Genomic DNA, 24,650 nt, shown 5'->3' on the forward strand with positions numbered 1-24,650 from the left:
CTGGTGGCCACCACGTCGAGCGTCGCCTGGCGGTCGGCGGCCCAGGCCAGCGAGGGCGCGGCGTCGGCGGGATGGACGTAGAAGCGCGCGCCGTCAGAGACCCTGTGCCAGCCGGCGCGGCGGGGCCAGTAGGCGGCGCGGGCGGCGGGGCCGGCCGCCGGATCGACGACGGGCCGGCTTTCGACGCCATCCGGGTCGACAACCCGGGATCGGCCCCCTGACGCCGCGGAGCGTCGCGCGTTGGCCCACCCTGGCGATACCGTCCACCCACACACCGGGGCCGTCGCTGGGCCGGGCCAGGGTGGAGAAGAGTTCGCTCCACATTTCGCCGTAGCGATCCGCGTGGCCGGCCAGGGCGAGGCCGTAGCTGTCGACCACGATCCAGAGTTCCACGCGCCCCTGGCCGCGCGGCCGCCAGGCGGCTAGAGGCGCGCCCGCCTTGTCGCGGATCATCGGAACGCCGTCGCGACCGGCTTGAGCGAGGTCGTAGCGACTGAGCTCAAGGTTGGTCGGGCCGTCGAGCCTGAAGGCGTGGACCTCGCCATCGCCCGATGTCGCCATCCCCATATTGGTCCAATCGCGCCGCGTGGCGGCCGAGAGCGGGCCGGTTGGGCGCAGCAGCAGGCCCAGGCCCTCGCCCGTCGCCGCGGCCAGGGCGGTCCGCGCGCCGGGCGAGAGGCTTTCCCAACGGCGATCGTCGACCACGACGAGATCGATCTCGGCCAGGGTCGCGCGGGTGATCGGTATCGGAGGATCGCCCAGGGCCACGCCAGCGCCCACGTCGATGTCGAGGTTGAGCGCGATGCCGGCGTCCTGGGCCCAGCGGCGCAGGTACTTGGTCTCCGCGCTCGGCGCGCCGGCCAGGACCAGCACGCGCGGCTGGCGCTGGGCGCGGGTCTCGATCGGGATCTCGATCTGTTCGACCGTGCGGCCGGCGGCGTCCTTCAGGCGCAGGTCGAACAGGGCCAGACCGGGCGCGCGGGCGGCGGCCGACAGCTGGAAGCGTCCGTCGGCGGCGACGGCGGCCTGGTCGACCACGGCGCCGGCTGGATCGATCAGTTCGACACCGCCCCCGCCTCCCACCAGGCCGGCGACCGTGAAGCGTTCGCCCGGGGCGAGCGGCTTCGGCGGCGTCAGCGCGATCAGGCCTCTGGGCGCGGGCGAGGGGGCGAACTCGGCGGGGCGGTCGAGCTGAATCTGGTCGCGCGGCGTCAGGCCGTCGCCCTCGATCCGCAGGCGCCCGGGCTCCGGATAGAGGCGCAAGGCCGAGCCAAGGTCGGGCGCGCGGACCGCTCCCGGCAGCGGCCCGGCCTCCGGCAGAGCGACCAGGACGTCCCCCGAGGCGCGTAGCGCCGGTTTCGCGCTATGCGTGGCGACCACGAGGCGACCAGGCGGCGTAGCGACCGAAGGCGGGAAGAGCGTCGGATAGAGCAGCGCTCCACCCAGGATCTGCAGAGCGATCAGCGCGGCGAACCGCCAGGCGGGCCCGCGCACGTCGGCCGATCGTCGCCGCAGAACCGTCCGCGCGATCCCGCCGACCGTGACGATCGCGATCAGGGTCGCCGTCCAGAGTTCCAAGGGACCGCTCATCGCAAAGCGTCCAGATAGCGCCGGCCGCGTGCGTCGGCCGGATCGCGGCGACTGACGGCGGCGGGCGGGCGCTCCAGCGCGGTCCAGAGCAGGGCGCGCAGCTTGCGGCGGCAGTCCTGGCACTGGGGTTCGTTGCGGACCGTGTCGATCGCGGCCGACAGGGCCAGCGGATCGGCCAGGCGCTTTTGGTTGGCGTTCACCCAGCGGGCCAAGGCGTCGAGCTGGAGCGGGGCGTCGGGGCGATCGCCCAGCGCGCGCCAGACCTCGACGGCCGGCGTGTCGGCGGGATCGCGCGTCGCCGGCGCGAGGTGACTCGGCGCGATGCCCTCGCGCTTGCCGGTCAGGCGGCGGGACAGGTCGACCGGCGGCAGCTTCGGCGGCGTGCGCGCCAGGAAGATGCGTCCGGCCTGCTGGGCGGTCTTCAGCAGGTTCAGGGCCTTGTAGGCGTGGGGCAGGGCGTCCTTCGGCTTGCCCTGGCGCAGGGCGCGCTCGGAATCCGACATGGCGTCCAGCGCCTGGGCCAGGGTCGAGCGCGTGCCCGGGTCGAACAGCGTCGCGGCGTCGCCGGTATCGTGGGCGTGACCGTATTTGGCGACGACGTCGGTCATGTCGTTGAGATTGGCCCCGCCACCATGGTCGTGGCCGTCATCGTCGTCGTGATGCGCCTCGGCCTTGGCGGGCGTGGCGGCGGGCGCATCGTCCGTCGGCAGGGCGGGCGCGTCGTTGGTCGGCAGGTCGAGGCCGCCGCCGCTTTCGCCTTCGGCCTTCTCGCCCATGAACTGACCATAGCGCAGCCGCAGCTGGGCCTGGTCGGCGCCCAGGCTGTTCGAGCGGCTCAGAAAGGCGTCGGGCGTGATCTTGCCGCGCTGGGCGATCAGGGCCTCGGCGTCGATGATGATCTGGCGCTGGCTGCGGAAATAGGCGGGCATGACCTGCTTGGCCATGCCGTCCAGGCCGTCGGCCAGGCCCATGGCGGCGGGCCAGCGCAGGATGACGCTAGGACCCTCCACCGTGTGGCGTCGCGGGACGCGGTTATCGCCGACGACCAGCTGGACGATCATGTCGCCGCCCGGCGCCAGGCCTTCGCGCGCCAGGTCCAGCGCGGCGGTGAAGCGTTTGAGCCGCCCGGCGCCCTGGCCGCTCAGGGGCTGGGTCCGCTGGGTGGTGGTGATGTTCTCCCCTTCGCCCTTGGTCACGGTGATGCGCAGCTGGGCGGCGCCGTCGACGCCGTAGTCGTCGCGGACCTCGAACACCGGCGACCAGCGGGTTTGGCCGGGCGCGATGAGGGTCAGCGAACTGTCGGGCGTCACGACGCGGACGACGGGCGGTGCGTCGGGGATGATCTCAAGGCGGTGCAGGCGCTGGCGGGCCAGTCCAGGGGCTTCAACGCGATAGAGCGCCGACCGCTCGAACGCACGCCCCCCCAGCCAGCGTCCGCCGTCGCGGCGCAGCGACAGCGAGGCCTCGCCTGGGAAGTTGAGGCTGGCGGCGTCGGGATGCGGGCGGAAGCTTACCGTCCACTCGATGCGCGACCCCTCCGGAGCCCGCGCGTCCAGGCCGCCCTGGTCGTAGGGGCGCTGGCCGGTATAGGCCGGCGGCGTGATCCGCAGCTTGGCGTTGGTGACCTTGGGCGCGCCGGGCGCCGCCGCGGTTTTCGGCTTCCTCTGGGCCGAGAGCGACGCCCGATGCGGGCGGCCAGAACAAGGCGGCGAGGATCACGAGCGCGCCGAAGCCGGCGGTCCAGGGGATCCAGCGACGGGACCAGTCGGGCCGCAGGTCCACGGCGGCGGCTTCGGCGAGGCGGGCCTCCAGGCGGGCGCGCTGCAGGGCGGCCAGGCCGTCGACGGCGGGCTGAAACAGGAGGTCGCTGCTGTCCTCCAGACCTGGGGCGCGCGCGTCAAGGGCGGCGGTGAGCCAGGTCTGATCGAAACGGCTCGCGCGGCGCATCGCGATCCCGGCCAGGACGAGCGCGCCGACGACGAGCACGGCGATGGCCCCGACGACCTGGAACCAGCGCAGGCCCAGCGCGGCGAGCGCCAGAACGACGGGCAGGCCGACGGCGACCGTGTCGAGAACAGCCCGCTGTCGAGCCGCGCGCGGATGGTGGGCGAGGGCGGCGATCATGCGGCCACCGGACGGTCACGCCGTGTCGCCAGCCAGCGCTCGACGGCGAAAATCAGGGCGATGATCAGGGCCAGCCAAGGCTTCAGGCTGACGGGATGCGGATTGTAAGCCAAGCCGCCCGCCGCCGGGCGGACGCTCGGGGCATAGTCGGTCGCCGCGACCCGACTTGGCGCGGGCGGCGGGGCCAGCAGCGTCCACAGCTGCTCGGGGAAGTTCGGCTCGACCAAGTCCGGCATGGCGCTGGGTTCGAGCGGACGGGTCAGGCGCAACACGCGGCCCTTTCCGAAGCGGCCGGCCGTGGCCAGCGGCGCGCCGTCGGCGTCGCGCCAGATCGCGGGCTGCGCGCCTTCGACGGGCGAGGGGGCGTCTCGGGCCAGCAAGGCGACGCCGCCGGTCTCGATCCAGTCGAGAACGGGCGCGGGCATGGGCGCGTCGGAGAGCCAGATGAGATAGCGCGCCGTCCCCGGCACGGGACTGTCGGTCGGCACGGCGTCGAAGGCGGGCGGCTTACCGGCCTCGGCGAAGGCGGTCGCCGCCGCGCGGAAGTAGCCGACCGCGCGTTCGCTGGCCGGGGCGTAGCGGACGGTCAGCGCCGGGGGCGCTGGCGCGGTGACGGTCTTCGAGCGCGCAGCCGCCGCGCCGATCCGCCAATCCACTTTGCGCGACAGGTAAAGCCGTTCGGCATCGCCGCTCACTTCCGGCGGCGCGACAATCGTGATGGGTGTCTTGCCGGGCGTCTCGGCGTCCAATTGGCGCACGAGGCTGGCGAAGTCCGCCGACGGCGCGGGAGGTGGACGGTCGAGGCCCGGGTAGCCCGGCGCGAGCCACACGCGCCGCTCGCCACGGTCCGGTACGCTCCTGGCGTCGACCGCGGGCGAGACGGCGACCACGGGCCGGCCGTCGCTCGTCGGCCGTAGCACCGGCTCGGCCAGAGCCAGCACGATCGCGGCGACCAGGGCGATGCGCGCCGCCAGCAGCAGCCGCTCGTCGAGGCGCAGTCGCTGGACGGGCTTGGGGTTCGGGTTCAGCCAGCGCAGGGCGGCGAAGTCGATGACTTGTGTCTCGGTGCGGCGGGCGATGTGGATCGCCAGCGGGACCAGGACCGCGAGCAGGGCGCCGAGCGCGGCGGGGGGCGAGCAGGGCGGGGATCATCCGCGCGTCGCCGGGCGGGAGAGATCCTGGATCGGCTGGTCAGGATCCCGATCGCTGAAGTGTTCGACGAACCGCGCGCCCTTGGCCTCCAGCCGCGCGCGCAGAGCGGCGCGAGCCTCGGCGAAGCGCGTCAGGAAGTCGGCGCGCAGGCCGCGGCCGTCGCCGGCCAGTGCGATGTCGCTCTCCGGATCGCGGAACAGCAGGCTCCGATCGAACGGGAAGTCGCGCTCGTCGCCGGTCAGGAGTTGGACGAACGAGACGTCGCGACCAGACGCGGCCAGCCGCTCGGCGGCAGCGACACAGGTGTCGTCGAAGCCGTCGGAGATGAAGATCGTCAGGTCGCCGGGGGCGATCCGCTCGCCCAGCAGCTTCAGGTCCCGATCCCATTGGGGGACGCCCTTGGGACGGAGCGGACTCAGCGCCAGCCGGATACGGTCGCGATGGCGGCTGTCGCTGGAGGGCGGCAGAACGATCGCGCCCTCGGCCTGGGCGACGATCACCCCGAAGCGGTCGCCCTGCTGGAGCGCGACCTCGATGATCGCGGCGGTCAGGCGGCGGGCGGCGTCGAAGCGCGTCCAGCTAGGCTTGGCGAGATCGGTCTGGCCCATGGAGGCGCTGGCGTCCAGCACGACCCAGATCGCCACGGGGCTCTCACGCTCGGCGTCGCGGACGAAGAACTTGTCCGAGCGCGAATAGAGTTTCCAGTCGATGCGCCGCAGGTCGTCGCCACGCTCGTAGGCGCGGTACTGGGCGAACTCCATGGCCCCGCCGCGATTGCGGCTGGCGTGGTGGCCATCCCCGTTCAGCACCGCGGCCGCGCGCGGCGTCAGCGACAGACGTCGCAGACGGCTACGCAGGTCCGGGGGCAGGTCGAACGGGGACATTGTCTGCTAGTCGCGCGCCGGCGCGGGCAGGGCGGCCAGCAGGGCGGCGACCACGTCGTCGGTCGACTTGCGTTCGGCCTCCGCGGCGAAGGACAAGAGGATGCGGTGGCGCATGACCGGCGCGGCCAGGGCCTTGACGTCTTCACGCGTGGCGGCCAAGCGTCCGTGCAGCAGGGCGCGGGCCTTGGCGGCCAGCACCAGGGCCTGACCAGCGCGGGGGCCAGCGCCCCAGCGGACGTAGTCCTGGACGGCGGCGGGGGCGTCCGGCCCGGGCCGGGTGCCGCGGACCAGCGCGGTGATCCAGGTCAGCAGGCCGTCGCTGACATGGACCTGACGAACCCACGTCTGCAGCTCGACGATGTCGGCCCCCGTCATCACAGCCGCCGGCGCGGCGATCGCGCCGCCGGTGGTCAGGGTCAGGATGGCGCGCTCTTCCTCGGCGGTCGGATAGCCGACGCGGATGTTGAGGAGGAAGCGATCGAGCTGGGCCTCGGGCAGGGGGTACGTGCCGGCCTGCTCCAGAGGGTTCTGGGTGGCCAGCACGAAGAACGGCTCGGACAGCCGGTGGGTGACGCCGGCGTAGCTGACCTGGTGCTCCTGCATGGCCTCCAGCAGGGCGGCCTGGGTCTTGGGCGGCGTGCGGTTCAGTTCGTCGGCCAGCAGCAGGTGGGTGAAGACCGGCCCTGGCTGGAAGCGGAAGTGACGGTGGCCGGTGCCATGGTCCTCTTCCAGCACCTCGGTGCCCAGGATGTCGCTGGGCATCAGGTCGGGTGTGAACTGCACGCGGCGGAAGTCCAGCGACAGCGCCTGGCCCAGGGTGCGGACCAGCAGGGTCTTGCCCAGGCCCGGCACGCCCTCGATCAGGCAGTGACCACCGGCCAGCAGACCGATCAGCAACTGCTCGACGACCTCGTCCTGGCCGACGATGGCCTGACCGATGGCGGCGCGCAGCTGGCCCAGGCGCTCGAGCTTGGCCGCGATGTCGGCTTCGGTGGGGGTGACGCTCATCGGAACTCCGGACAGGTCGTAAAGCGGATCAGGCCGTTAGGGCGTAGAGGACGATGTTGACCGCGAACCTGGTGTTGTCCTCGGCCAGGAAGCGCTTGTTGCGCCAGTCGTAATCCCACTCGCAGCCGTAATCCTTGTTGCTGTAGAGCACCCCGAGGCGCCCGTTGATCTCGATGCCCTTGAGGTAGTCATGGACGAGATCGTCGCCCCATCCATTCAGCTCGAAGCTGGTGGCGGGCGGGCCGTCGAACTTGAAGAAGCTGCGATAGATCGGATGGTCCTTGGCCAGCTTCTTCAGGGCGTCGCCGCCGAAAAGCTTGGCCATCTGACGCTCGAACGACTTGGCGAACAGGCCGTCGATGTCGTGGTTGCAGTCGTCGACCAGAACGAAGCCGCCATTGCGGACGTAGCGCTGGAAGTTCGCGGCTTCGGCGGGGTTGAACTCGACCAGCTTGTGGCCGGCCAGATAGCAGAGCGGCGCGGTCAGCATGGCCGGGTCCGAGAGGCGCACCACGCGCTCCTCGGTGTCCACGCGCAGGTTGGTGTAGTCGACCAGCGAGGTCAGGATGTTGGACGGCATCCGCTGGTCGACGTCCCAGTCGCCGGAATCGTAGCGCAGGCGCGTGAACCAGAAGTCGTAGGTCGGCGCGGCCTGGACGGCGGATGGTCGGCTGGCGAGCCAGCTTCCCATCGCGCCGCCCGCCAGCAGACGCAGGCACTCGGTACGCGTTACGCTTCTACTCGGCATGTCGAACGTCAGACGGCGTCCGACAGAGAGGTGAAGGTGAAATCCCGCAGGCGCATGGCGGGGATCATCATCTGCATGCGACCGCCTTCGCTGACGCGGACCGGGCGGCCCAGGTCATCGATGTTGTTCAGCATGATCACCGGCGACTCGTTGAAGCGGAAGTTCTTCACCGGGTGCTTCAGCTGGCCGTTCTCGATGTAGAAGGTGCCGTCGCGGGTCAGGCCGGTCAGCAGCACGGTCTGCGGGTCGACCATGCGGATATACCAGGTGCGGGTCACCAGGATGCCGCGCTCGGTCTCGCGCACCAGGTCTGCGGTCGACTTCGTGCCGCCCGACATGACGATATTGCCCGGTCGGCCGGTGACCTTCTTGCCCTGCTTCTGGGCCCAGTAGGGGCTGTAGAGCAGGTTGGCGATCTTGCCGTTCTCGACCAACGGCATGCGCTCGCGCGGACGGCCCTGCTCGTCCCACGGGAACACCGGCAGTTCCTTGTCCCAAGGGTCGGCCATGAAGGTGACGCGCGGATCGAAGACCTGTTCGCCCAGCTTGTTGCCGCCGCCCTTCTTGGACAGGAAGCTGCGGCCCTCGTCGGCCTGACGGGCGTCGAAATAGTTGAACATGAACGAGATCAGGCCCGAAGCCGCGTTCGGCTCCAGGATTACCGTGTACTTGCCCGGTTCCAGCGCCTGGGCCTCGGCCGAGGCGCTAGCCTTGCGCATGGCGATCTCGATGTCGCTGGCCGGCTTGAAGGCGCTGGAGTTCTTGCAGGTTGCGGGCGACCCAGCCCGAGCCCTTGCCGTCGGCCGTCCGCACCGTGCAGGTGTAGTCCATCTGGGTGGCGCGCTGATAGCCGAACGCGCCCTTGCTGTTGGCGAAGGCCACGAAGCTCTGCTCGTCCTGCAGGAAGCCGGCGGCGACCAGGTTCTGGGCGCGGCACGGGGCGATCGAGGCGCGAGCGACCTCGGCCCGCTGGTCGGGCGTGATCGCCGCGGTCGCGGCGCTGAAGGTGTCGCTCGGCTTGTAGGTCGTGGCCTCGACGGCGGGTACGAACTCGGGGTTCTCAGGCGCCAGCTTGGCCAGCTCCTCGGCGCGCTTGACCACGCGGGCCAAGGCCGAGTCCGAGAACTCGTTGATCGTCGCGGTGCCGACGCGACGTCCGAAGGCGACGGTGACGGCCAGGTCGATATTGCTGACGACGCCACTGGTGGAGACGTTGTTCAGGGCGAAGCGGATATTGCCCTCGATCGAACCGGTCAGCTGCGCGGTGCACTCATCCGCCGTCGACAGCTTGATGACTTTCGCGAGGATCGTCTTGGCCTCGGCTTCGGTCATGATGCTCATTGGATAATCTTCCCCGAACCGATCAACCGAGCGAACGCGCGGTGTTGATGACGTTGATGCCGTTGAACCGCGTGGTCGACGAGCCGTGGCTCACGGCCGAGACCTGGCTGGGCTGGCCCTTGCCGTCGAAGAAGGAACCGAACAGGCGATAGTCGCGCTCGTCGCAGATCGCCGAGCAGGCGTTCCAGAACTCGGGCGTGCGCATCTGGTAGGCGACGTCTTCCAGAGGCTGGGTGATCTTGCCGTTCTTGATCTCGTAGAACAGCGTGCCGCCGAACTGGGCGTTGTAGCGCTGCTGGTCGATCGAGAACGAGCCGCGGCCCAGGATGTAGATGCCGTCCTCGACGCCCGCGATCATGTCGTTGAGGCTGAGCGGCGTCTTGCCCGGCTGCAGCGAGACGTTGGGCATCCGCTGGAACTGCACCGTCGACCAGGAGTCGGCGTAGGAGCAGCCGTCGCTCTCGGTCTTGCCCAGGATATGGGCCTGGTCGCGGGTGGCCTGGTAGTCGACCAGCTTGCCGTCCTGGATCAGCGGCCATTGCTTGGTCTTGACGCCTTCGTCGTCGAAGCCGACGGCCCCCAGGCTGCCCGGTTGCAGCTTGTCGGCCATGATGTTGACGAGGTCGCTGCCGTACTTGAAGTGCGCGGCGCGCTTGTCCAGCGTGGCGAAGCTGGTGCCTGCGTAGTTGGCCTCGTAGCCCAGCACGCGGTCGAGCTCCAGCGGGTGGCCGATCGACTCGTGGATGGTCAGGCCCAGGTGGTTGGGATCCAGGACCAGATCGTAGCGGCCCGGCTTGACCGACTTGGCGGTCAGCTTCTCGCGCGCCTGTACTGCGGCGGCCTGGGCGTCCTCGACCATGTCGTAGGACCGGCCGTAGCTGATGATGCCGTTGGGCGAGAGGGTCTTATCCTTGGCCTGCGGATCGAGATACTCGTAGCCCATGCCCATCGGGGCCGAGAGGCCCTCGCGCGAGCGGAACTTGCCAGTGGTCTTGTCGACGGCGGTGACCGTGAACGGCGACCAGATGCGGTGGACGTCCTGGTCGATGTACGAGCCGTCGGTGCTGGCGAAGTACTTCTGCTCGTTGATCAGGAACAGGCTGGAATTGACGAAGTTGGCGCCCGCCTTCAGGGCCGCGCCATTGACCCGCATCAGCAGGTCGACCTTTTCCTGCAGCGAGACCTCCATGCCGTTGCGGCGCAGCGGCGTCGCCCACTTCACCTCGCCGACGCCCTTGGTCGGGGCCAGCTGCACGGGAGCGGTCTGGTTCTTGGCGTTGGCCTTGGCGATGGCGACCGCCAGGCGGGCGGTGTCGGCCACCGCCTCGGCCGAGAGGCTGTTGGTGGCCGCGAAGCCCCAGGCGCCGCCGGCGATGACGCGCACGCCGACGCCGCTGGATTCGGTGTTGGTCACGCCCTGCACATTGGCTTCGCGCGTCTGAATGAACTGGCGCAGGTAGCGGCCCACGCGCACGTCGCAATAGCTGGCCCCGGCGGCCTTGGCGGCGCTCATGGCCGCGTCGGCCAGGCGCTTCTTGACCGCCACGTTCGAGGGACTCGACCAGCTGTTCGGCGGCGATGGCGCGGCCGAAGCCGGGCAGCAGAACGCCGCCGGCGCCGATCCCGCAGGCGGCAAGGAACTGACGTCTATCCAAGTTTCTTCTCCCCAACGGCCCAAAAACACAGGCGCTCGCGTGACCCCCCGCGCGCGGGAATCTCGCGCGAACGAAGTTCTGTAGCGCCCCGCCGCCGAGGTCAAATCTTTCCCGTATATTGTAGTCGATATGATCGGATTGCGCGCATTGGCGGCCAAGCGCGACGCAACGTCACCTCCCGCGTCCCGAACCGGGGCTGACCGCGAAGGCGTGGCCTAGGGTGTCGCGTCCCGGCTATAACGCCAGGGACTCGGGAACAGGGACGGGCGTCATGGATCGCTGGCAAGCGATGAAGGTGTTCGTGAAGGTCGCCGAGACCAAGGGCTTCGCCGAGGCGGCGCGGCAGTTGCACATGAGCCCGCCGGCCGTGACCCGCGCGGTCGCGGCGCTGGAAGAGACGATCGGCGCGCGTCTGCTGGTGCGCACCACGCGCTCGGTGACCCTGACCGACGCCGGCGCGCGGTTCTTCGAGGACTGCTCGCGGATCCTGGCCGATCTGGCCGAGGCCGAGGCCAGCGCCGCCGGAAGTTTCGCCACGCCCAGCGGCACGTTGACCATCACCGCCTCGGTGATGTTCGGTCATCAGTACATCCTGCCGATCATCATGGACTACCTGGCCGAACATCCGCGGGTCAGCATCCGCACCCTGTTCGTCGACCGCATGGTCAACATCGTCGACGAAGGCGTGGATCTGGCCGTGCGGATCGGCAACCTGCCCAATTCCGGCTTCAGCGCCTTGCGCGTCGGCTCGGTTCGCCGGGTCGTCTGCGGCTCGCCCGGTTATTTCGAGAAGAACGGCGTCCCGACCACGCCGGCGGATCTGGCCTGCCACTCGGTGATCTCGGCGACCAGCGCCTGGGCCTCGACGGAGTGGCGCTTCGGCCAGGACCAGAAGACCGTCGTTCACGTCTATCCGCGGCTCTACTGCAACACCAACGACGCGGCCCTCCAGGCGGCGATCGACGGCTTCGGCCTGACGCGGGTGCTGTCCTACCAGGCGGCGCCGTCGCTGGCGTCCGGCGCGTTGCGGACGGTGCTTTCGGACTATGAAGAGCATCCGCTGCCGGTCCACATCGTCCACCCTGAGGGACGGCACGCGCCGGCCAAGGTCCGCACCTTCATCGACTTCGCGGCGGGGCGGCTACGGGCGGACCGCCGGATCAATTAGGCTAGAGCATTCCGCCGCGCGGAAGAGTGCCTTTCCCTCGTCGCGGCTTCAGCCCGTCCGTTGGATGGAGTGTCCTTGGCCCGTCGGATGGACGCTGTGTCCAGCCGCTCCGCGAAGGACATGACGATGCGCCTCTACCACCATCCGCTGTCGGGCCATGCCCACCGGGCCCACCTGTTCCTGTCGCTGATCGGCGCGGACTTCGAGCTGGTCGAGGTCGATCTGGCGTCGGGCGCGCACAAGACGCCGGAATTCCTGAAGCTGAACCCGTTCGGCCAGGTGCCCGTGCTGGACGACGACGGCGTCATCGTCTCGGATTCCAACGGCATCATGGTTTATCTGGCTCGCAAGTTCGACAAGACCGACTGGCTGCCGGAGGGCGTCATCGAGGCCGCCCAGGTCCAGCGCTGGCTGTCCGTGGCCGCCGGCGAACTGGCCTACGGCGCCGCCGCCGCTCGCCTGATCACCGTGTTCGGGGCCAAGCGCGACGCCGACGAGGTCATCGGGCGCGGCGCCGCGCTGCTGAATATCTTGGAAGGCCTTCTGACCCAGCAGGACTGGCTGGTCGCCGGCCGCCCGACGATCGCCGACGTGGCGCTCTACAGCTACACGGCCCGCGCGCCCGAGGGGAACGTCGACCTTCAGCCCTATCCGGCCGTCCGCCAATGGCTGGCGCGCATCGAGGCTCTGCCGGGCTTCGTGCCGTTCCGCCAGACGCCCGTCGGCCTGGCCGCGTAGCGTCGAGCGCCGGGGAGCGGGCCCATGACCACCACCGAAAAGCCCTCTCCCTGGCATCGCGGCGAGGTCGAGATCCAGCGTAGCGTCGGCGTCGAGGCGAGGATGGACGGGATCGGCCGTCGCGTCATCCGCGACTACCTGCTGGATCAGCACCGCGCGTTCTTTCCGCAACTGCCTTTCCTGGTGGTGGGCAGCGTCGATCCGGCGGGCGCGCCCTGGGCGACCATCGTCGCCGGCCAGCCGGGTTTCATCGGCTCGCCCGACATCTACACCCTCTCGATCGAGGCCGCGCGGCAACCCAGTGATCCCGCCGATGCGGGGATGGAGGACGGCGACCCCGTCGGCCTGCTGGGCGTCGAGCTGCATACGCGCCGCCGCAATCGCATGAACGGTGCGTTGCGCCGCACGGCTGGCGGCTTCGACGTGGTCGTGGACCAGAGCTATGGCAATTGCCCGCAATACATCCAGCTGCGCGACTTCGCGATCGTGGGCGACCCCGCCGCGCCCTATGCCGGCGAGGTCGAGACCTCTACGGATCTGGACGTCGACGCCCGCGCGCTGATCGCCGCCGCCGACACGTTTTTCGTGGCGTCCTACAGCGACGAGGGCGGGCGACGGGTCGACGTCTCGCACCGGGGCGGCAAGCCTGGCTTCGTGCGGATCGGCCAAGACGGCGTCCTGACCATTCCCGACTTCGCCGGCAACCTGTTCTTCAACACACTGGGCAATATCCGCCTGAACGGCAAGGCCGGCCTGGTCTTTGTCGACTTCTCGTCCGGTGACATGCTGCAGCTGACCGGCGAGGCCGAGGTGGTGCTGGACTCGCCCGAGATCGCCGCTTTCCAGGGCGCGGAGCGCCTGTGGCGCGTGCGTCCCACCAAGATCGTCCGTCGACGGAGCATCTTGCCGGTGCGCTGGGCCGACCGCGCCAACGGCGCTTCGCCGAACGCCCTGATCACCGGCGACTGGGATGCGACGGCGGCGCGGCTGAAGGCCGCCGAACTGGCCGGCCGGTGGCGTCCGTTCCGGGTCAGGAAGATCACCCGGGAGAGCGCGACGATCCGCTCGTTCGAGCTCGAGCCGGCAGATGGCGTGGCGACCATTCCGCACCTGGCCGGTCAGCATCTGCCGATCCGCGTCCTGTTGCCCGGCGACGAGCGGCCCGTCATCCGCACCTACACGCTCTCGGTCGCGCCGTCGGACCCGTTCTACCGGATCAGCGTCAAGCGCGAGGGCGGGGTCTCCCAATACCTCCACGACCAGATCCGCGAAGGCGACCTGATCGAGGCTCGCGCCCCGGCTGGCGGCTTCACGATCGACGCCGCGGAAAGGCGTCCGGCGGTGCTGCTGGCGGCTGGCGTTGGCATCACGCCCATGATCGCCATGGCGCGGCACATCCTGTTCGAGGGTTTCCGCACGCGCGGTGTCCGGCGGACGTACATCTTCCAGGCGGCGCGGACCAAGGCCGAGCGGGCGTTCGACGAGGAGCTCGCGGCGCTGGTCGAGGCGGGGCAGGGGGCGATCCGCCTGACGCGCATCCTCGGCGACACGGACGGCGCGGACCCGGATGACTACGATCTCCTGGGCCGGCTGGACATGGACGCCCTGCGCGCCGAGTTGCCGTTCGACGACTATGACTTCTATCTGTGTGGCCCGCCGGGGTTCATGCAGGCGATCTATGACGGCCTGCGGGGTCTGAACGTCGCCGATCGGCGCATCCATGCCGAGGCCTTTGGCCCCGCATCGCTGCAACGCACGCCGGACCTGGGCGGCGCGCCGGCCAAGGTCGGCCCGCCGCCCGCGACGACCTCGAAGCCGGTGTTGTTCATGGAGTCATCCAAGGAAGCCCGCTGGGAGCCCGGCTCGGGCACGCTGCTGGAACTGGCCGAGGCGCGGGGACTGCAACCCGAATTCAGCTGCCGCGCCGGAACTTGCGGTTCCTGCAAGACAAAGGTGCTGCAAGGCGCCGTTTCCTATCTGACGCCGCCGACCGCTCCGGTCGCCGAGGACGAGGCGCTGATCTGCTGCGCTGTTCCGGCCGCTGAAGGCGAGGCGCTGCAACTCGCCCTCTGATCCTCAAGGAGAAGCCCATGTCCCGTCCGCCGCTGCCCCCGTTCACGCGCGAAACAGCCATAGAGAAGGTCCGCCTGGCCGAGGATGGCTGGAACAGCCGCGACGCCGCCAAGGTCGCCCTGGCCTATACGACCGACACCCATTGGCGGAACCGCGCCGAGTTCCTGAACGGCCGTGATCAGGCCCAGGCCTTCCTGGAGCGCAAATGGGCCAAGGAGCTGGACTATCGGCTGATCAAGGAGCTGTGGGCTTTCGAGAGCGATCGCATCGCCGTTCGCTACGCCTATGAATATCACGACGACAGCGGCAACTGGTTCCGCGCCTACGGCAACGAGAACTGGGAGTTCGACGCCGACGGCTTGATGCGCAATCGTCACGCCAGCATCAACGAACAGCCGATCGCCGAGGCCGACCGCAAGTTCCATTGGCCGCTGGGCCGCCGACCCGACGATCATCCCGGCTTGAGCGACTTCGGCTTCTGACCGCAGTCTTCTCTCGGGAGGACGGAATCAGCCGTGACCACGGACGCGATCGATCTGGGCGAGTACGACTATATCGTGGTTGGGGCGGGATCCGCCGGATGCCTGCTGGCCAATCGGCTGACGACCGATCCTTCGGTTCGCGTGCTGCTGCTGGAGGCTGGCGGTCAGGACGACTGGATCTGGTTCCACATTCCGGTCGGCTACCTGTTCGCGATCGGCCATCCGCGCGCCGACTGGCTGTTCGAGACGACGGCTCAGCCAGGGCTCGACAACCGGGTCCTGGCCTATCCGCGCGGCAAGGTGATCGGCGGGTCGTCGGCGATCAACGCCATGATCTACATGCGCGGCCAGGCTCAGGACTATGACGGCTGGCGCCAGCGCGGCCTCGCCGGCTGGAGCTGGTCCGACGTGCTGCCCTACTTCCTGCGCCACGAGGACCACGTCGCCCCCCAGGGGGAGCACCACAGGTCTGGCGGCGAATATCGGGTCGAGCATCCGCGCGTGCGCTGGGACATTCTCGACGCGATCCGGCTGGCGGGCGAGCAGGCGGGCGTCCCGCAAATCGACGACTTCAACGGCGGCGACAACGCCGGTTCGTCCTATTTCCAGGTCAACCAGCGGGCCGGTCGGCGCTGGAGCACCGCCACGGCCTTCCTCAAGCCCATTCTCGGGCGCAGCAACCTGCGGCTGGAGAAGGGCGTCGAGGTCGAAAGCCTCGTGTTCGACGGCAAGCGCGTGATCGGCCTGCGCGCGCGACGGGGCGGGCAGGCGCTGAGCGCCCGCGCCAAGGGCGAGGTGATCCTGGCCGCCGGAGCGATCGGCTCTCCGGTGATCCTGCAACGCTCGGGCGTCGGCGACGCCGAGGTTCTGAAGCGGATCGGCGTCGCGCCTCGCCATCACCTGCCCGGCGTCGGGGCCAACCTAGGATCACCTGCAGATCCGGCCGGTCTACAAGGTGAGCGGCGTGCGGACCCTGAATACCGACTACGCCAACCTGGCGCGGCGGCTGGGCATGGGTCTGGACTATGCCCTGCGGCGGTCCGGGCCGCTGACCATGGCCCCGTCGCAGTTGGGCATGTTCTGTCGGTCGGACCCGCGCCTGACCACGCCGGACCTGGAGTTCCACTTCCAGCCGCTCAGCCTGGATCGTTGGGGTGAGGGCCTGCACCGGTTCGGCGCGATAACGGCCAGCGTCTGCAACCTGCGGCCCACCAGCCGGGGTAGCGTCACGCTCTCGGGCCCGGACCTCGCCGATCCCCCGCTGATCGATCCCCGCTACCTGACCACCGAGGCCGACCGGGACGTCGCCGTGGCCTCGCTGCGCTGGGCAAGGCGGATCATGGGACAACCGGCCCTGGCCGCCTATGCGCCCGAGGCGTTCCGGCCAGGGGCTGAGGTCGATACCGATCAGGGCCTGCTGGCGGCCGCCAAAGCCCTGGCCACGACCATCTTTCACCCCGTCGGCACGGCGGCCATGGGCGTGGCGGACGACCCGATGGCGGTACTCGACGAACGGCTGAGAGTGCGCGGCCTCGAAGGCCTGCGGGTCGTCGACGCCTCGGTGATGCCGACGATCACCTCGGGCAACACCAACGCCCCCACCGTGATGATCGCCGAAAAGGGCGCGGCGATGATCCTGGAAGATCGCCGGGGCTAACGCCGCGCCGGCTCCTGCTCCTCATGGATGTCGAGGCGCGTCTTCGCCGATCGTCGAGCCCGGCGCTTCGGCCTCGTCCAGCAGGTTCAGGAGGTTGGCCAGGGTCGGGGCCTGATCGTCGCGTCGCCAGGCCAGGCCGGTCTCCAGCATCGGCGCGACCCCGGCCAGCGGGACATAGGTGACCCCCGCCCGCGCCAGGTTGCGCAGCGAAGCGGGCACGAGCGCGATCCCCAGGCCGCTGGAGACCAGGCTGATGATCGTCTGCATCTGGATGGCTTCCTGGATGATCCGCGCCGTCCCGCCCAGTGACGCGAAATAGCCGGTGACCAGGTCGTGAAAGGCCGGGGCCACGTGTTTGGGGAACAGGATCAGCGGCGACGCCAGCACCTCCGTGCTGGAGATCTCGGTCTCGTGGGCGATGCGGCCGTCCTCGATCCAGGCGCTGGGGACGGCGGCGACGAGAGGCTCGCGAAGCAGGCGTCGATAGGCGAGGGCAGGGGGCAAGGGATGATCGAGCGGCGGAATGATGATGCCGGCATGGCGCTCGCCGCCGACGATGGCCGGGATCTGCACGTCGCTGGTGGCCTCGAACAGGCGGATCTCGACGTCTGGATAGGCCTGGGAATATCGCCGGACCAGAGAGGGCAGGACGCTGTAGTCGGCGGTGCTGACGAACGACAGGGCCAGATAGCCGGTCTGGCCGTCGCGCATCCGCTGGGCCAGGGCGGGCAGGCCGTCCAGCGTCGCCAGGGCTTCCAGCGCATGCGGCAGCCATTGCTCGCCCAAGGCGGTCAGGCGGACGCTGCGCTTGGTGCGTTCGAACAGCGGCGCGCCCAGGTCGCGCTCGAGGTTCATGATCGACTGGCTGAGCGGCGGCTGGGTCATGCCCAGTCGTTCGGCGGCGCGTCCGAAGTGCAGGGTCCGGGCCACGGCGACGAAGTGGCGGAGCGGGCGAGCATCCATTGATATTCTCAGCAACCTAATGATGCTGAACTAATATATTTTGAGCGCGGACGAAACGGCCGTAAATAACCCCACCGCCGACATTGAGATTTGCCATGCCTCCCTATCGCTCACGCACCTCCACCCACGGCCGCAACATGGCGGGAGCCCGCGGCCTCTGGCGCGCGACGGGCATGAAGGACGAGGATTTCGGCAAGCCGATCATCGCCGTGGCCAACAGCTTCACCCAGTTCGTCCCGGGCCACGTGCACCTGAAGGACCTGGGCCAACTGGTCGCCCGCGAGATCGAGGCGGCCGGCGGCGTGGCCAAGGAGTTCAACACCATCGCCGTCGACGACGGCATCGCCATGGGCCATGGCGGGATGCTGTACTCGCTGCCCAGCCGCGAACTGATCGCCGACAGCGTCGAGTACATGGTCAACGCCCACTGCGCCGACGCCATCGTCTGCATCTCCAACTGCGACAAGATCACGCCCGGCATGCTGATGGCCGCCATGCGGCTCAACATTCCGGTGGTCTTCGTCTCGGGCGGCCCGATGGAGGCCGGCAAGGTGCGGGTGAAGGGCGAGATCCGAGCGCTGGATCTGGTCGACGCCATGGTCGTCGCCGCCGACGACAAGTACACCGACGAAGAAGTCAACGCGATCGAGAAGGCCGCGTGCCCGACCTGCGGCTCGTGCTCGGGGATGTTCACCGCCAACTCGATGAACTGCCTGACCGAGGCCCTGGGCCTGTCGCTGCCGGGCAACGGCTCGGTCCTGGCCACTCACGCCGACCGCGAAGCGCTGTTCAAGGAAGCCGGCCGCCTGGTCGTCGACCTCTGCCAGCGCTGGTACGAGCAGGACGACGCCACGGCCCTGCCGCGCGGCATCGCCACGCGAGCGGCGTTCGAGAACGCCATGAGCCTGGACATCGCCATGGGCGGTTCGACCAACACCGTGCTGCACCTGCTGGCCGCCGCCCAGGAGGGCGGGGTCGACTTCAAGATGGAGGACATCGACCGCCTGTCGCGCCGGGTGCCGTGCCTGTCCAAGGTGGCCCCGGCCAAGGCCGACGTGCACATGGAGGACGTCCACCGCGCCGGCGGCGTCATGGCCATCCTGGGCGAGCTGGAGCGCGGCGGTCTGATCGACACGACCCAGCCGACCGTCCACGCCACGACCCTGGCCGAGGCCCTGGCGCGCTGGGACATCGGCCGCACCAACAGCGCCGTCGCTCACGAGCTGTTCCGCGCCGCGCCGGGCGGCAAGCCGACCCAGATCGCCTTCAGTCAGGCCGCCCGCTGGGAAAGCCTGGACCTGGACCGCGAGAAGGGCGTCATCCGCTCGGTCGAGCATCCGTTCTCGAAGGACGGCGGCCTGGCGGTGCTGTTTGGCAACCTGGCCCCCGAGGGCTGCATCGTGAAGACGGCCGGGGTCGACGACTCGATCCTGACCTTCCGAGGCTCGGCGCGTGTCTTCGAGAGCCAGGAGGCGGCGGTCAGCGGCATCCTGGGCGGCAAGGTCGTGGCCGGCGAGGTCGTGGTCATCCGCTACGAGGGGCCCAAGGGCGGTCCGGGCATGCAGGAGATGCTGTACCCGACCACCTATCTGAAATCGAAGGGCCTGGGCGCGGCCTGCGCCCTGATCACCGACGGCCGATTCTCGGGCGGCACCTCGGGCCTGTCGATCGGCCACGTCTCGCCGGAAGCGGGCGAGGGCGGCCTGATCGCCCTGGTCGAGACCGGCGACTCGATCCTGATCGACATCCCCAATCGCGGCATCACCCTCGAAGTCTCCGACGCGGTCCTGGCCGAGCGCCGCGCCGCCCAGGAAGCCCGGGGCGCCAAGGCCTGGAAGCCGCTGGATCGCAAGCGCGAGGTTAGCCCGGCCCTGCGCGCCTACGCCGCCATGACCACCAACGCCGCCCGCGGCGCGGTGCGCGACGTCAGCCAGGTCGAATAGAGGGTTATAGCTGGGCCGCTGCTTCCCGGCAGAGGTCCAGCAGCCAGCCATTGGGCGAGTCCGCCGCGTCGCTGGCCCGTAGCACCGCGCCGAACGGCATGGGGGGCGGGGCGTTCGGCGGCTCGACCATGAACACCTTGCCCCGGTCGGCGGCCAACTGGGCCAGGCGCCGCGGCAGGATGCAGGTCATGTCCGACCGGCCGACCATGTTCATGGCGCTGAATGAGTCCTGCACCGTGAACGGCTGATAGGGGCTCTCGCCCAGGGCGTAAGTGTCGCCCCAAGAGGTTACGCGCCGCAGGCCCAGGTGACCGGCCGAGGTGCGGTCGGGATCGTCGTTGCCGCCGCCCGATACGCCCAGGCGCGGCAGACGGGCCAGGGTGTCGTAGTCGACGCCGCTCGCGACCATGGGGTGGTCGGCGCGCAGCACCCACACGCCTGTCTCCTCGAACAGCGGACTGTAGGAGAAGCGTCCAGGGATCGCCTCGAAACAGCCGATGACCATGTCGAGCCGCCCCGTGTCGAGGTCCTCGGTCATGCCGGCATAGAGGTTGTGGAAGTGGATCTGGACGTTGGGCGCGGTGGCGATCACGCGCTCGGCGATCAAAGGGCCCAGGACGTAGGAAATGTAGGTCCCGGCCGCGATGTTGAAGGTGTGGGTGTCGAGCGCCGGGTCGAACCGCTGGTTGGTGACGGCGGTCTCCAGCAGCTTCAGGGCGGTGCGGGCGGTGTCGGCGATCTCCAGCGCGCGGGGCGTGGGGCGCAGACCGGTCTGTCCCCTGACGAAGAGGTCGTCACCGACCATTTCGCGCAGTCGCCGCAGAGAATGGCTCACAGCCGATTGCGACAGGCCCAGGCGCTCGCCGGCGCGTGTGGCGTTCTTCTCTTCCAGCAGGGTGACGAACACCCGGAAGAGGTTGAGATCGGCGTTTCGGAAATTCACGACGTTCATGGCTGTCGTGAAGACATATCATTTCTCTCATGACGGGCCGAGCCCTATCTGAGCGCCAAGGTTCGCGAGCCGAACGAACCTCGACGATTCCCCAAAACCTATCGAGACGTGGAGCAGCGCGTGAGCGACGCTGAAGGTTACGACGCCATCGCCGAAGCCGAGGTCGGCGCGGCCGGCAGGCGGCGCCAGAAGACCCTGGGCCAGCGGCTGCGCTGGCCGTTGATGATCGGCGTGCCGGTCGTCGTTCTCGTGGGCATCGGCGCCTTCGTCGTGCTCACCGGCGGCAAGTCCGAAACCACCGACAACGCCTACGTCCAGGCCAGCCGCACGGCGATCAGCACCAGCATCGACGGCCGGGTGATCGAGATCGACGTGCGGGAGAACCAACGCGTGGCCAAGGGGCAGGTGCTGTTCCGCCTCGACCCGGCCGACTATCAGGTGGCGGTGTCGCAGGCCGAGGCGGCGCTCGCCCAGGCCCGCTTCGACGTCCAGGGCAAGCGCGCGGTCTATAGCCAGCGTCTGGCCGATCTGGCCGCCGTCCAGGAGACCGCCGGCTACGCCCAGCGCGAGGCCGCCCGTCAGCGGGATCTGGCCGCCGCCGGCGTCGCCACCAAGGCCCAGGCCGACGAGGCCCGCCACGCCGCCGACCAGGCCCAGCGCCAGGTCGCCGTCGTCCGGCAGCAGATCGCCACGGCCCTGGCCGACCTCGGCGGTCGCGCCGACATCGCCACCGAGCAGCAGCCCGGGGTGCTGGAAGCCGCCGCCAAGCTGGAGCGCGCCAAGCTGGATCGCTCCTACGCCGCCGTGATCGCCCCGGCCGACGGCGTCATCGCAAAGGTCGAGCAGCTGCAGGTCGGCCAGCGGGTCGAGGCGTCCAGGCCCCTGTTCTTCCTGATCTCGGGCAAGCCCTGGATCGAGGCTAACTTCAAGGAAGACCAGCTGGCCCACATGCGCGTCGGCCAGCCGGCCACGATCAAGGTCGACGCCTATGACAAGCCGCTGAAGGCCCATGTCGCCAGCTTCAGCCCGGGCACCGGCGCCAGCTTCGCCCTGCTGCCGGCCGAGAACGCCACCGGCAACTGGGTCAAGGTGGTCCAGCGCGTGCCCGTGCGCCTGACCCTGGACGACGCCGCGCCCAGCAACCTGTCGGCGGGGCTCAGCGCCAAGGCGAAGGTGGACATTCGCTCGGGCAAGCGCTGATGACCCCCAAGGCGCTCCAGGAGGGTCACGCCCGCGACGTCGCCAATCGCTTGCCGATCACCATCTCGGTGATGCTGGCGACGATCATGATCTCGCTGGACACCACGATCGCCAACGTCGCCCTGCCGCACATCCAGGGCAGCGTCTCGGCGTCGACCGACCAGATCACCTGGGTGCTGACCTCCTACATCGTGGCCTCGACGATCATGACGCCGCTGACCGGCTTCCTGACCGAGCGGATGGGCCGCAAGATGGTGCTGATCGTTTCGATCATCGGCTTCACCGCCGCCTCGATGCTGTGCGGCGTGGCCCAGAACCTGGTCGAGATCGTGCTGTTCCGCCTGCTGCAAGGCCTGTTCGGCGCGGCGCTGATCCCGCTGTCCCAGGCGGTGCTGCTGGACATCAACCCGCCCGAGCGCCACGGCCAGGCCATGGCCGTCTGGGGCGCCGGCGCGGTGCTGGGGCCGTTGCTGGGGCCCGGCCTGGGCGGTTGGCTGACCGACAATCTCGACTGGCGGTGGGTGTTCTTCATCAACCTGCCGATCGGCGTGCTGGCCTTCTGCGGCGTGTTCTTCTTTCTCTCCGAGAAGAGAAGCAGCGAGAAGCGCAAGTTCGACACTCTGGGCTTTCTGGCCCTGGCCATCGCCATCGGCGCCTTCCAGCTGATGCTTGACCGCGGCCCCAGCCAGGACTGGTTCGGCTCACGCGAGATCTGGGTCGAGTTGATCGTCGCCGTCATCGCGTTGTGGGTATTCGGCGTTCAGCTGGCCACGGCCGAGAAGCCGTTCGTGGCGCGTGAACTGCTGGCCGACGGCAACTTCATCACCTGTTGCCTGTTCGGCTTCTTCATCGGCATCCTGCTGTACAGCACCCTGGCCTTGCTGCCGCCGCTGATGCAGACCCTGCTGGGCTATCCGGTCGCCTTCACGGGGCTGGTGTCGATGCCGCGCGGCCTGGGTTCGTTCATCGCCATGTTCGCGGTGGGCCAGCTGATGGGGCGGATGAACATCAAGCTGCTGCTCAGCATCGGCCTGGCGATCAGCGCGCTCTCGCTCTGGCAGATGAGCCACTACAATCTGGAGATGGACACGACCCTGCTCGTGACCTCGGGCTTCCTGTCGGGCGTCGGCACGGGCCTGATCTTCGTGCCGCTCAGCACCATCGCCTTCGCCAAGGTCATGCCGCAGCACCGAGCCGAGGGCGCGGGGCTGTTCACCCTGATCCGCAATATCGGCTCGGCGGCGGGCATCTCGATCATGCAGGCCCTGTTCGTCAGCGGCATCGAGAAGCACCACGCGGTGCTGGTCGAGCACGCCCGGCCCGACAACCCCCTGTACCAGGCCTACGCTCCGAACGTGTTCTCGACCGAGGCGGCGATGGCCGCGTTCAACGGCGTCATCGGCCGGCAGGCGGCGATGCTGTCCTATCTCGACGACTTCCGGCTGATGCTGGTGATCACCATCGCCTGCGCGCCGCTCATCCTTCTCATGCGTACCCCCAAGCCCGGGGCGAAGGCCGCCAATGTCTCCGACCACTAAGCTCCTGACCGCCTTGCTGGCGGCGACCAGCCTGTCCGCCTGCGCGACCGTGGGGCCGAACTTCCAGGCGCCGGACGCGCCCAAGACCGCCTCGGCCCTCGGCGCGGGCGAGACGGCTCCAGCCGCCGCGCGCCTTGACGCCGAGGCGGCTAACGCCGGCCCGTGGTGGACGGCCCTGAACGCGCCCGAACTGGACGCCGTCATCCGCCAGGCGCTGAAGGACAGTCCCACGCTCGCCGAGGCGGACGCCACCCTGGCTCAGGCCCAATCGGCCCTGGCCCAGGCGCGCGGCGTGGCCGGACCTCAGGTCACGGGCAACGCCGGCGTCGCCCGCGAACGCGCCAACCTGCAGGCGTTCGGCTTTACGGGCTTTGGCGACATCCAGCTCAGCAACCCGACCTTCAGCCTCTATTCGGTCGGCGGCGCGGTCAGCTATGACCTCGACCTGTGGGGCGGGAACAGGCGGCGGATCGAGAGCGCGACCGCCCGGGCCGAGGCCCAGGGGCGCCGCGCCGAGGCGGCCTATCTCAGCCTGACCGCCAATGTCGCCCTCCAGGCCGCGACCATCGCCACGCTGCGGGCCCAGATCGCCAGCGTCGAGCGGATGATCGCCGACGACCAGGCCAATATCGAGCTGATCCGCAAGGCCAACGCCCTGGGCGGCTCGACCAGCCTGGCCAAGGTCTCGGCGGCAAGCCAGTTGGAAGAGGACCGCGGCCAGCTGCCGGCCCTGCAGGGCGAACTGGCCGCCGCCCGCCACGCCCTGGCCGTTCTGGTCGGCAAGGCGCCGGCCGACTGGAACGCTCCGGCCTTTGATCTTTCGACCATGGTCCTGAACGCGCCCGTGCCGGTGACCCTGCCGTCGCAGCTGGTCCGCAAGCGTCCTGACATCCTGGCGGCCGAGGCCGAGCTGCACGCGGCCACGGCCGACATCGGCGTGGCGACGGCCGACCTTTATCCGAACCTAAAGCTGACGGCGTCGCTGACCCAGGGCGCGCTGAAGCCGGGCGACCTCTTCTCGTACGACGCCAGCGGCTGGGACCTCGGGGCCGGCCTGACCGCCCCGATCTTCGACGGCGGCGCCCTGAAGGCGCGTCGCCAGCAGGCCCGCGAGGCCGCCCGCGCCGCCAGCGCCCGCTACCAGCAGACCGTGCTGACCGCCTTCGGCCAGGTCGCGGACGCGCTGTCGGCTCTGTCGTCCGACGAGGCCGCGCTGGCCGCCCACGCCCGCACCGAGCAGCAGGCGACCGAGCGCCTGCGCCTGGCCCGGGTCGCCTTCGACAAGGGCGGCGGCACGCTGCTGGAGGTCGTCGACGCTCAGCGTACGCTCAACGCCGCGCGCTCGGCCCAGGCCCGCGCGCAGGGCCAACGCCTGGTCGACGCCATCCGCCTGTTCGGGGCGACCGGGGCCGATTGGCGCACCGGCTGACCGAA

16 protein-coding genes and 4 pseudogenes are annotated in these 24,650 nt (G+C 69.7%); 9 read left to right on the forward strand and 11 right to left on the reverse strand.

The features are described 5' to 3' along the window. Positions 1–93 precede the first annotated feature (93 nt). The 9 genes and pseudogenes from ACHMW8_RS18390 to ACHMW8_RS18430 all read right to left on the reverse strand — a co-directional run bounded on the left by ACHMW8_RS18390 (position 94) and on the right by ACHMW8_RS18430 (position 10,502). On the reverse strand, positions 94–1,590 hold the full coding sequence (locus ACHMW8_RS18390; RefSeq protein WP_395443364.1) for a hypothetical protein: 1,497 nt from the start codon (positions 1,588–1,590) through the stop codon (positions 94–96). Then, positions 1,587–3,200 (reverse strand): DUF4175 family protein, encoded by a 1,614-nt coding sequence (locus ACHMW8_RS18395; protein ID WP_395446010.1) that lies wholly within the window; start codon positions 3,198–3,200, stop codon positions 1,587–1,589. The genes ACHMW8_RS18390 and ACHMW8_RS18395 overlap by 4 nt, the downstream gene beginning before the upstream one ends. Before the next feature lie 510 nt (positions 3,201–3,710). Further along, complete coding sequence (locus ACHMW8_RS18400; protein ID WP_395443365.1) at positions 3,711–4,655, reverse strand: hypothetical protein; 945 nt, start codon at positions 4,653–4,655, stop codon at positions 3,711–3,713. 24 nt (positions 4,656–4,679) lie between these two features. Next, positions 4,680–4,826, reverse strand: a pseudogene (locus tag ACHMW8_RS18405) (hypothetical protein); the annotation flags it as partial. Between the two features lie 36 nt (positions 4,827–4,862). Then, a complete protein-coding gene (locus ACHMW8_RS18410; protein WP_395443366.1) occupies positions 4,863–5,750 on the reverse strand; it encodes a DUF58 domain-containing protein in 888 nt (295 codons plus the stop codon). A 6-nt stretch (positions 5,751–5,756) separates the two neighbouring features. Further along, positions 5,757–6,758 (reverse strand): AAA family ATPase, encoded by a 1,002-nt coding sequence (locus ACHMW8_RS18415; protein WP_395443367.1) that lies wholly within the window; start codon positions 6,756–6,758, stop codon positions 5,757–5,759. A 28-nt stretch (positions 6,759–6,786) separates the two neighbouring features. Next, positions 6,787–7,506, reverse strand: a complete 720-nt coding sequence (locus tag ACHMW8_RS18420; protein ID WP_395443368.1) for a DUF4159 domain-containing protein — start codon at positions 7,504–7,506, stop codon at positions 6,787–6,789. 8 nt (positions 7,507–7,514) lie between these two features. Next, positions 7,515–8,847, reverse strand: a pseudogene (locus tag ACHMW8_RS18425) (TldD/PmbA family protein). Between the two features lie 22 nt (positions 8,848–8,869). Further along, positions 8,870–10,502: pseudogene (locus ACHMW8_RS18430) on the reverse strand (TldD/PmbA family protein). 271 nt (positions 10,503–10,773) lie between these two features. Between ACHMW8_RS18430 and ACHMW8_RS18435 the strand changes: the two are divergent. The 5 genes and pseudogenes from ACHMW8_RS18435 (at position 10,774) to ACHMW8_RS18455 (ending at position 16,620) form a co-directional block, all read left to right on the forward strand. Further along, complete coding sequence (locus tag ACHMW8_RS18435) at positions 10,774–11,670, forward strand: LysR family transcriptional regulator (RefSeq protein ID WP_395443369.1); 897 nt, start codon at positions 10,774–10,776, stop codon at positions 11,668–11,670. Between the two features lie 126 nt (positions 11,671–11,796). After that, positions 11,797–12,408 (forward strand): glutathione S-transferase family protein, encoded by a 612-nt coding sequence (locus ACHMW8_RS18440; RefSeq protein ID WP_125157811.1) that lies wholly within the window; start codon positions 11,797–11,799, stop codon positions 12,406–12,408. Between the two features lie 24 nt (positions 12,409–12,432). Next, positions 12,433–14,481: a pyridoxamine 5'-phosphate oxidase family protein gene (locus tag ACHMW8_RS18445; protein ID WP_395443370.1), complete on the forward strand. Its 2,049-nt coding sequence runs from the start codon at positions 12,433–12,435 to the stop codon at positions 14,479–14,481. 17 nt (positions 14,482–14,498) lie between these two features. Beyond that, the gene (locus tag ACHMW8_RS18450) at positions 14,499–14,963 is read left to right on the forward strand and encodes a DUF1348 family protein (protein ID WP_395443371.1); all 465 of its coding nucleotides are present in this window, start codon (positions 14,499–14,501) and stop codon (positions 14,961–14,963) included. Between the two features lie 33 nt (positions 14,964–14,996). After that, positions 14,997–16,620, forward strand: a pseudogene (locus ACHMW8_RS18455) (GMC family oxidoreductase). A gap of 21 nt (positions 16,621–16,641) precedes the next feature. On the opposite strand, the gene ACHMW8_RS18460 reads toward ACHMW8_RS18455, so the two are convergent. Further along, positions 16,642–17,583, reverse strand: coding sequence for a LysR family transcriptional regulator (locus ACHMW8_RS18460; RefSeq protein WP_395443372.1), 942 nt, complete (start codon positions 17,581–17,583; stop codon positions 16,642–16,644). Between the two features lie 95 nt (positions 17,584–17,678). Here ACHMW8_RS18460 and ilvD point away from each other — a divergent pair, with 95 nt between their 5' ends. Continuing rightward, entirely contained in the window at positions 17,679–19,526 is a 1,848-nt protein-coding gene (ilvD, locus tag ACHMW8_RS18465) for a dihydroxy-acid dehydratase (RefSeq protein WP_395443373.1), read from the forward strand. A gap of 4 nt (positions 19,527–19,530) precedes the next feature. On the opposite strand, the gene ACHMW8_RS18470 is transcribed toward ilvD, so the two are convergent. Further along, the gene (locus ACHMW8_RS18470; RefSeq protein ID WP_395443374.1) at positions 19,531–20,478 is read right to left on the reverse strand and encodes a LysR family transcriptional regulator; all 948 of its coding nucleotides are present in this window, start codon (positions 20,476–20,478) and stop codon (positions 19,531–19,533) included. A gap of 120 nt (positions 20,479–20,598) precedes the next feature. Here ACHMW8_RS18470 and ACHMW8_RS18475 point away from each other — a divergent pair, with 120 nt between their 5' ends. The 3 genes from ACHMW8_RS18475 to ACHMW8_RS18485 are packed head-to-tail and all read left to right on the forward strand — an operon-like array spanning position 20,599 to position 24,645. Continuing rightward, entirely contained in the window at positions 20,599–21,678 is a 1,080-nt protein-coding gene (locus ACHMW8_RS18475; RefSeq protein ID WP_395443375.1) for an HlyD family secretion protein, read from the forward strand. Next, positions 21,678–23,216 carry a DHA2 family efflux MFS transporter permease subunit gene (locus tag ACHMW8_RS18480; protein ID WP_395443376.1) on the forward strand — a complete coding sequence of 513 codons (1,539 nt, stop codon included), beginning with the start codon at positions 21,678–21,680 and terminating at the stop codon, positions 23,214–23,216. The genes ACHMW8_RS18475 and ACHMW8_RS18480 overlap by 1 nt, the downstream gene beginning before the upstream one ends. Continuing rightward, complete coding sequence (locus tag ACHMW8_RS18485) at positions 23,200–24,645, forward strand: efflux transporter outer membrane subunit (RefSeq protein ID WP_395443377.1); 1,446 nt, start codon at positions 23,200–23,202, stop codon at positions 24,643–24,645. The genes ACHMW8_RS18480 and ACHMW8_RS18485 overlap by 17 nt, the downstream gene beginning before the upstream one ends. The last annotated feature ends 5 nt before the right edge of the window (positions 24,646–24,650 follow it).

It is taken from the genome of Caulobacter sp. UC70_42 (assembly GCF_044056025.1).
Lineage (GTDB): Bacteria > Pseudomonadota > Alphaproteobacteria > Caulobacterales > Caulobacteraceae > Caulobacter.

Bases quoted from the DNA above. Each gene is read 5' to 3' on its own strand.
- ACHMW8_RS18470 (WP_395443374.1), bottom strand. From the start codon at position 20,478: ATGAACGTCGTGAATTTCCGAAACGCCGATCTCAACCTCTTCCGGGTG.
- ilvD (WP_395443373.1), top strand. From the start codon at position 17,679: ATGCCTCCCTATCGCTCACGCACCTCCACCCACGGCCGCAACATGGCG.
- ACHMW8_RS18460 (WP_395443372.1), bottom strand. From the start codon at position 17,583: ATGGATGCTCGCCCGCTCCGCCACTTCGTCGCCGTGGCCCGGACCCTG.
- ACHMW8_RS18390 (WP_395443364.1), bottom strand. From the start codon at position 1,590: ATGAGCGGTCCCTTGGAACTCTGGACGGCGACCCTGATCGCGATCGTC.
- ACHMW8_RS18480 (WP_395443376.1), top strand. From the start codon at position 21,678: ATGACCCCCAAGGCGCTCCAGGAGGGTCACGCCCGCGACGTCGCCAAT.
- ACHMW8_RS18485 (WP_395443377.1), top strand. From the start codon at position 23,200: ATGTCTCCGACCACTAAGCTCCTGACCGCCTTGCTGGCGGCGACCAGC.
- ACHMW8_RS18410 (WP_395443366.1), bottom strand. From the start codon at position 5,750: ATGTCCCCGTTCGACCTGCCCCCGGACCTGCGTAGCCGTCTGCGACGT.
- ACHMW8_RS18445 (WP_395443370.1), top strand. From the start codon at position 12,433: ATGACCACCACCGAAAAGCCCTCTCCCTGGCATCGCGGCGAGGTCGAG.
- ACHMW8_RS18435 (WP_395443369.1), top strand. From the start codon at position 10,774: ATGGATCGCTGGCAAGCGATGAAGGTGTTCGTGAAGGTCGCCGAGACC.
- ACHMW8_RS18450 (WP_395443371.1), top strand. From the start codon at position 14,499: ATGTCCCGTCCGCCGCTGCCCCCGTTCACGCGCGAAACAGCCATAGAG.
- ACHMW8_RS18440 (WP_125157811.1), top strand. From the start codon at position 11,797: ATGCGCCTCTACCACCATCCGCTGTCGGGCCATGCCCACCGGGCCCAC.
- ACHMW8_RS18420 (WP_395443368.1), bottom strand. From the start codon at position 7,506: ATGCCGAGTAGAAGCGTAACGCGTACCGAGTGCCTGCGTCTGCTGGCG.
- ACHMW8_RS18415 (WP_395443367.1), bottom strand. From the start codon at position 6,758: ATGAGCGTCACCCCCACCGAAGCCGACATCGCGGCCAAGCTCGAGCGC.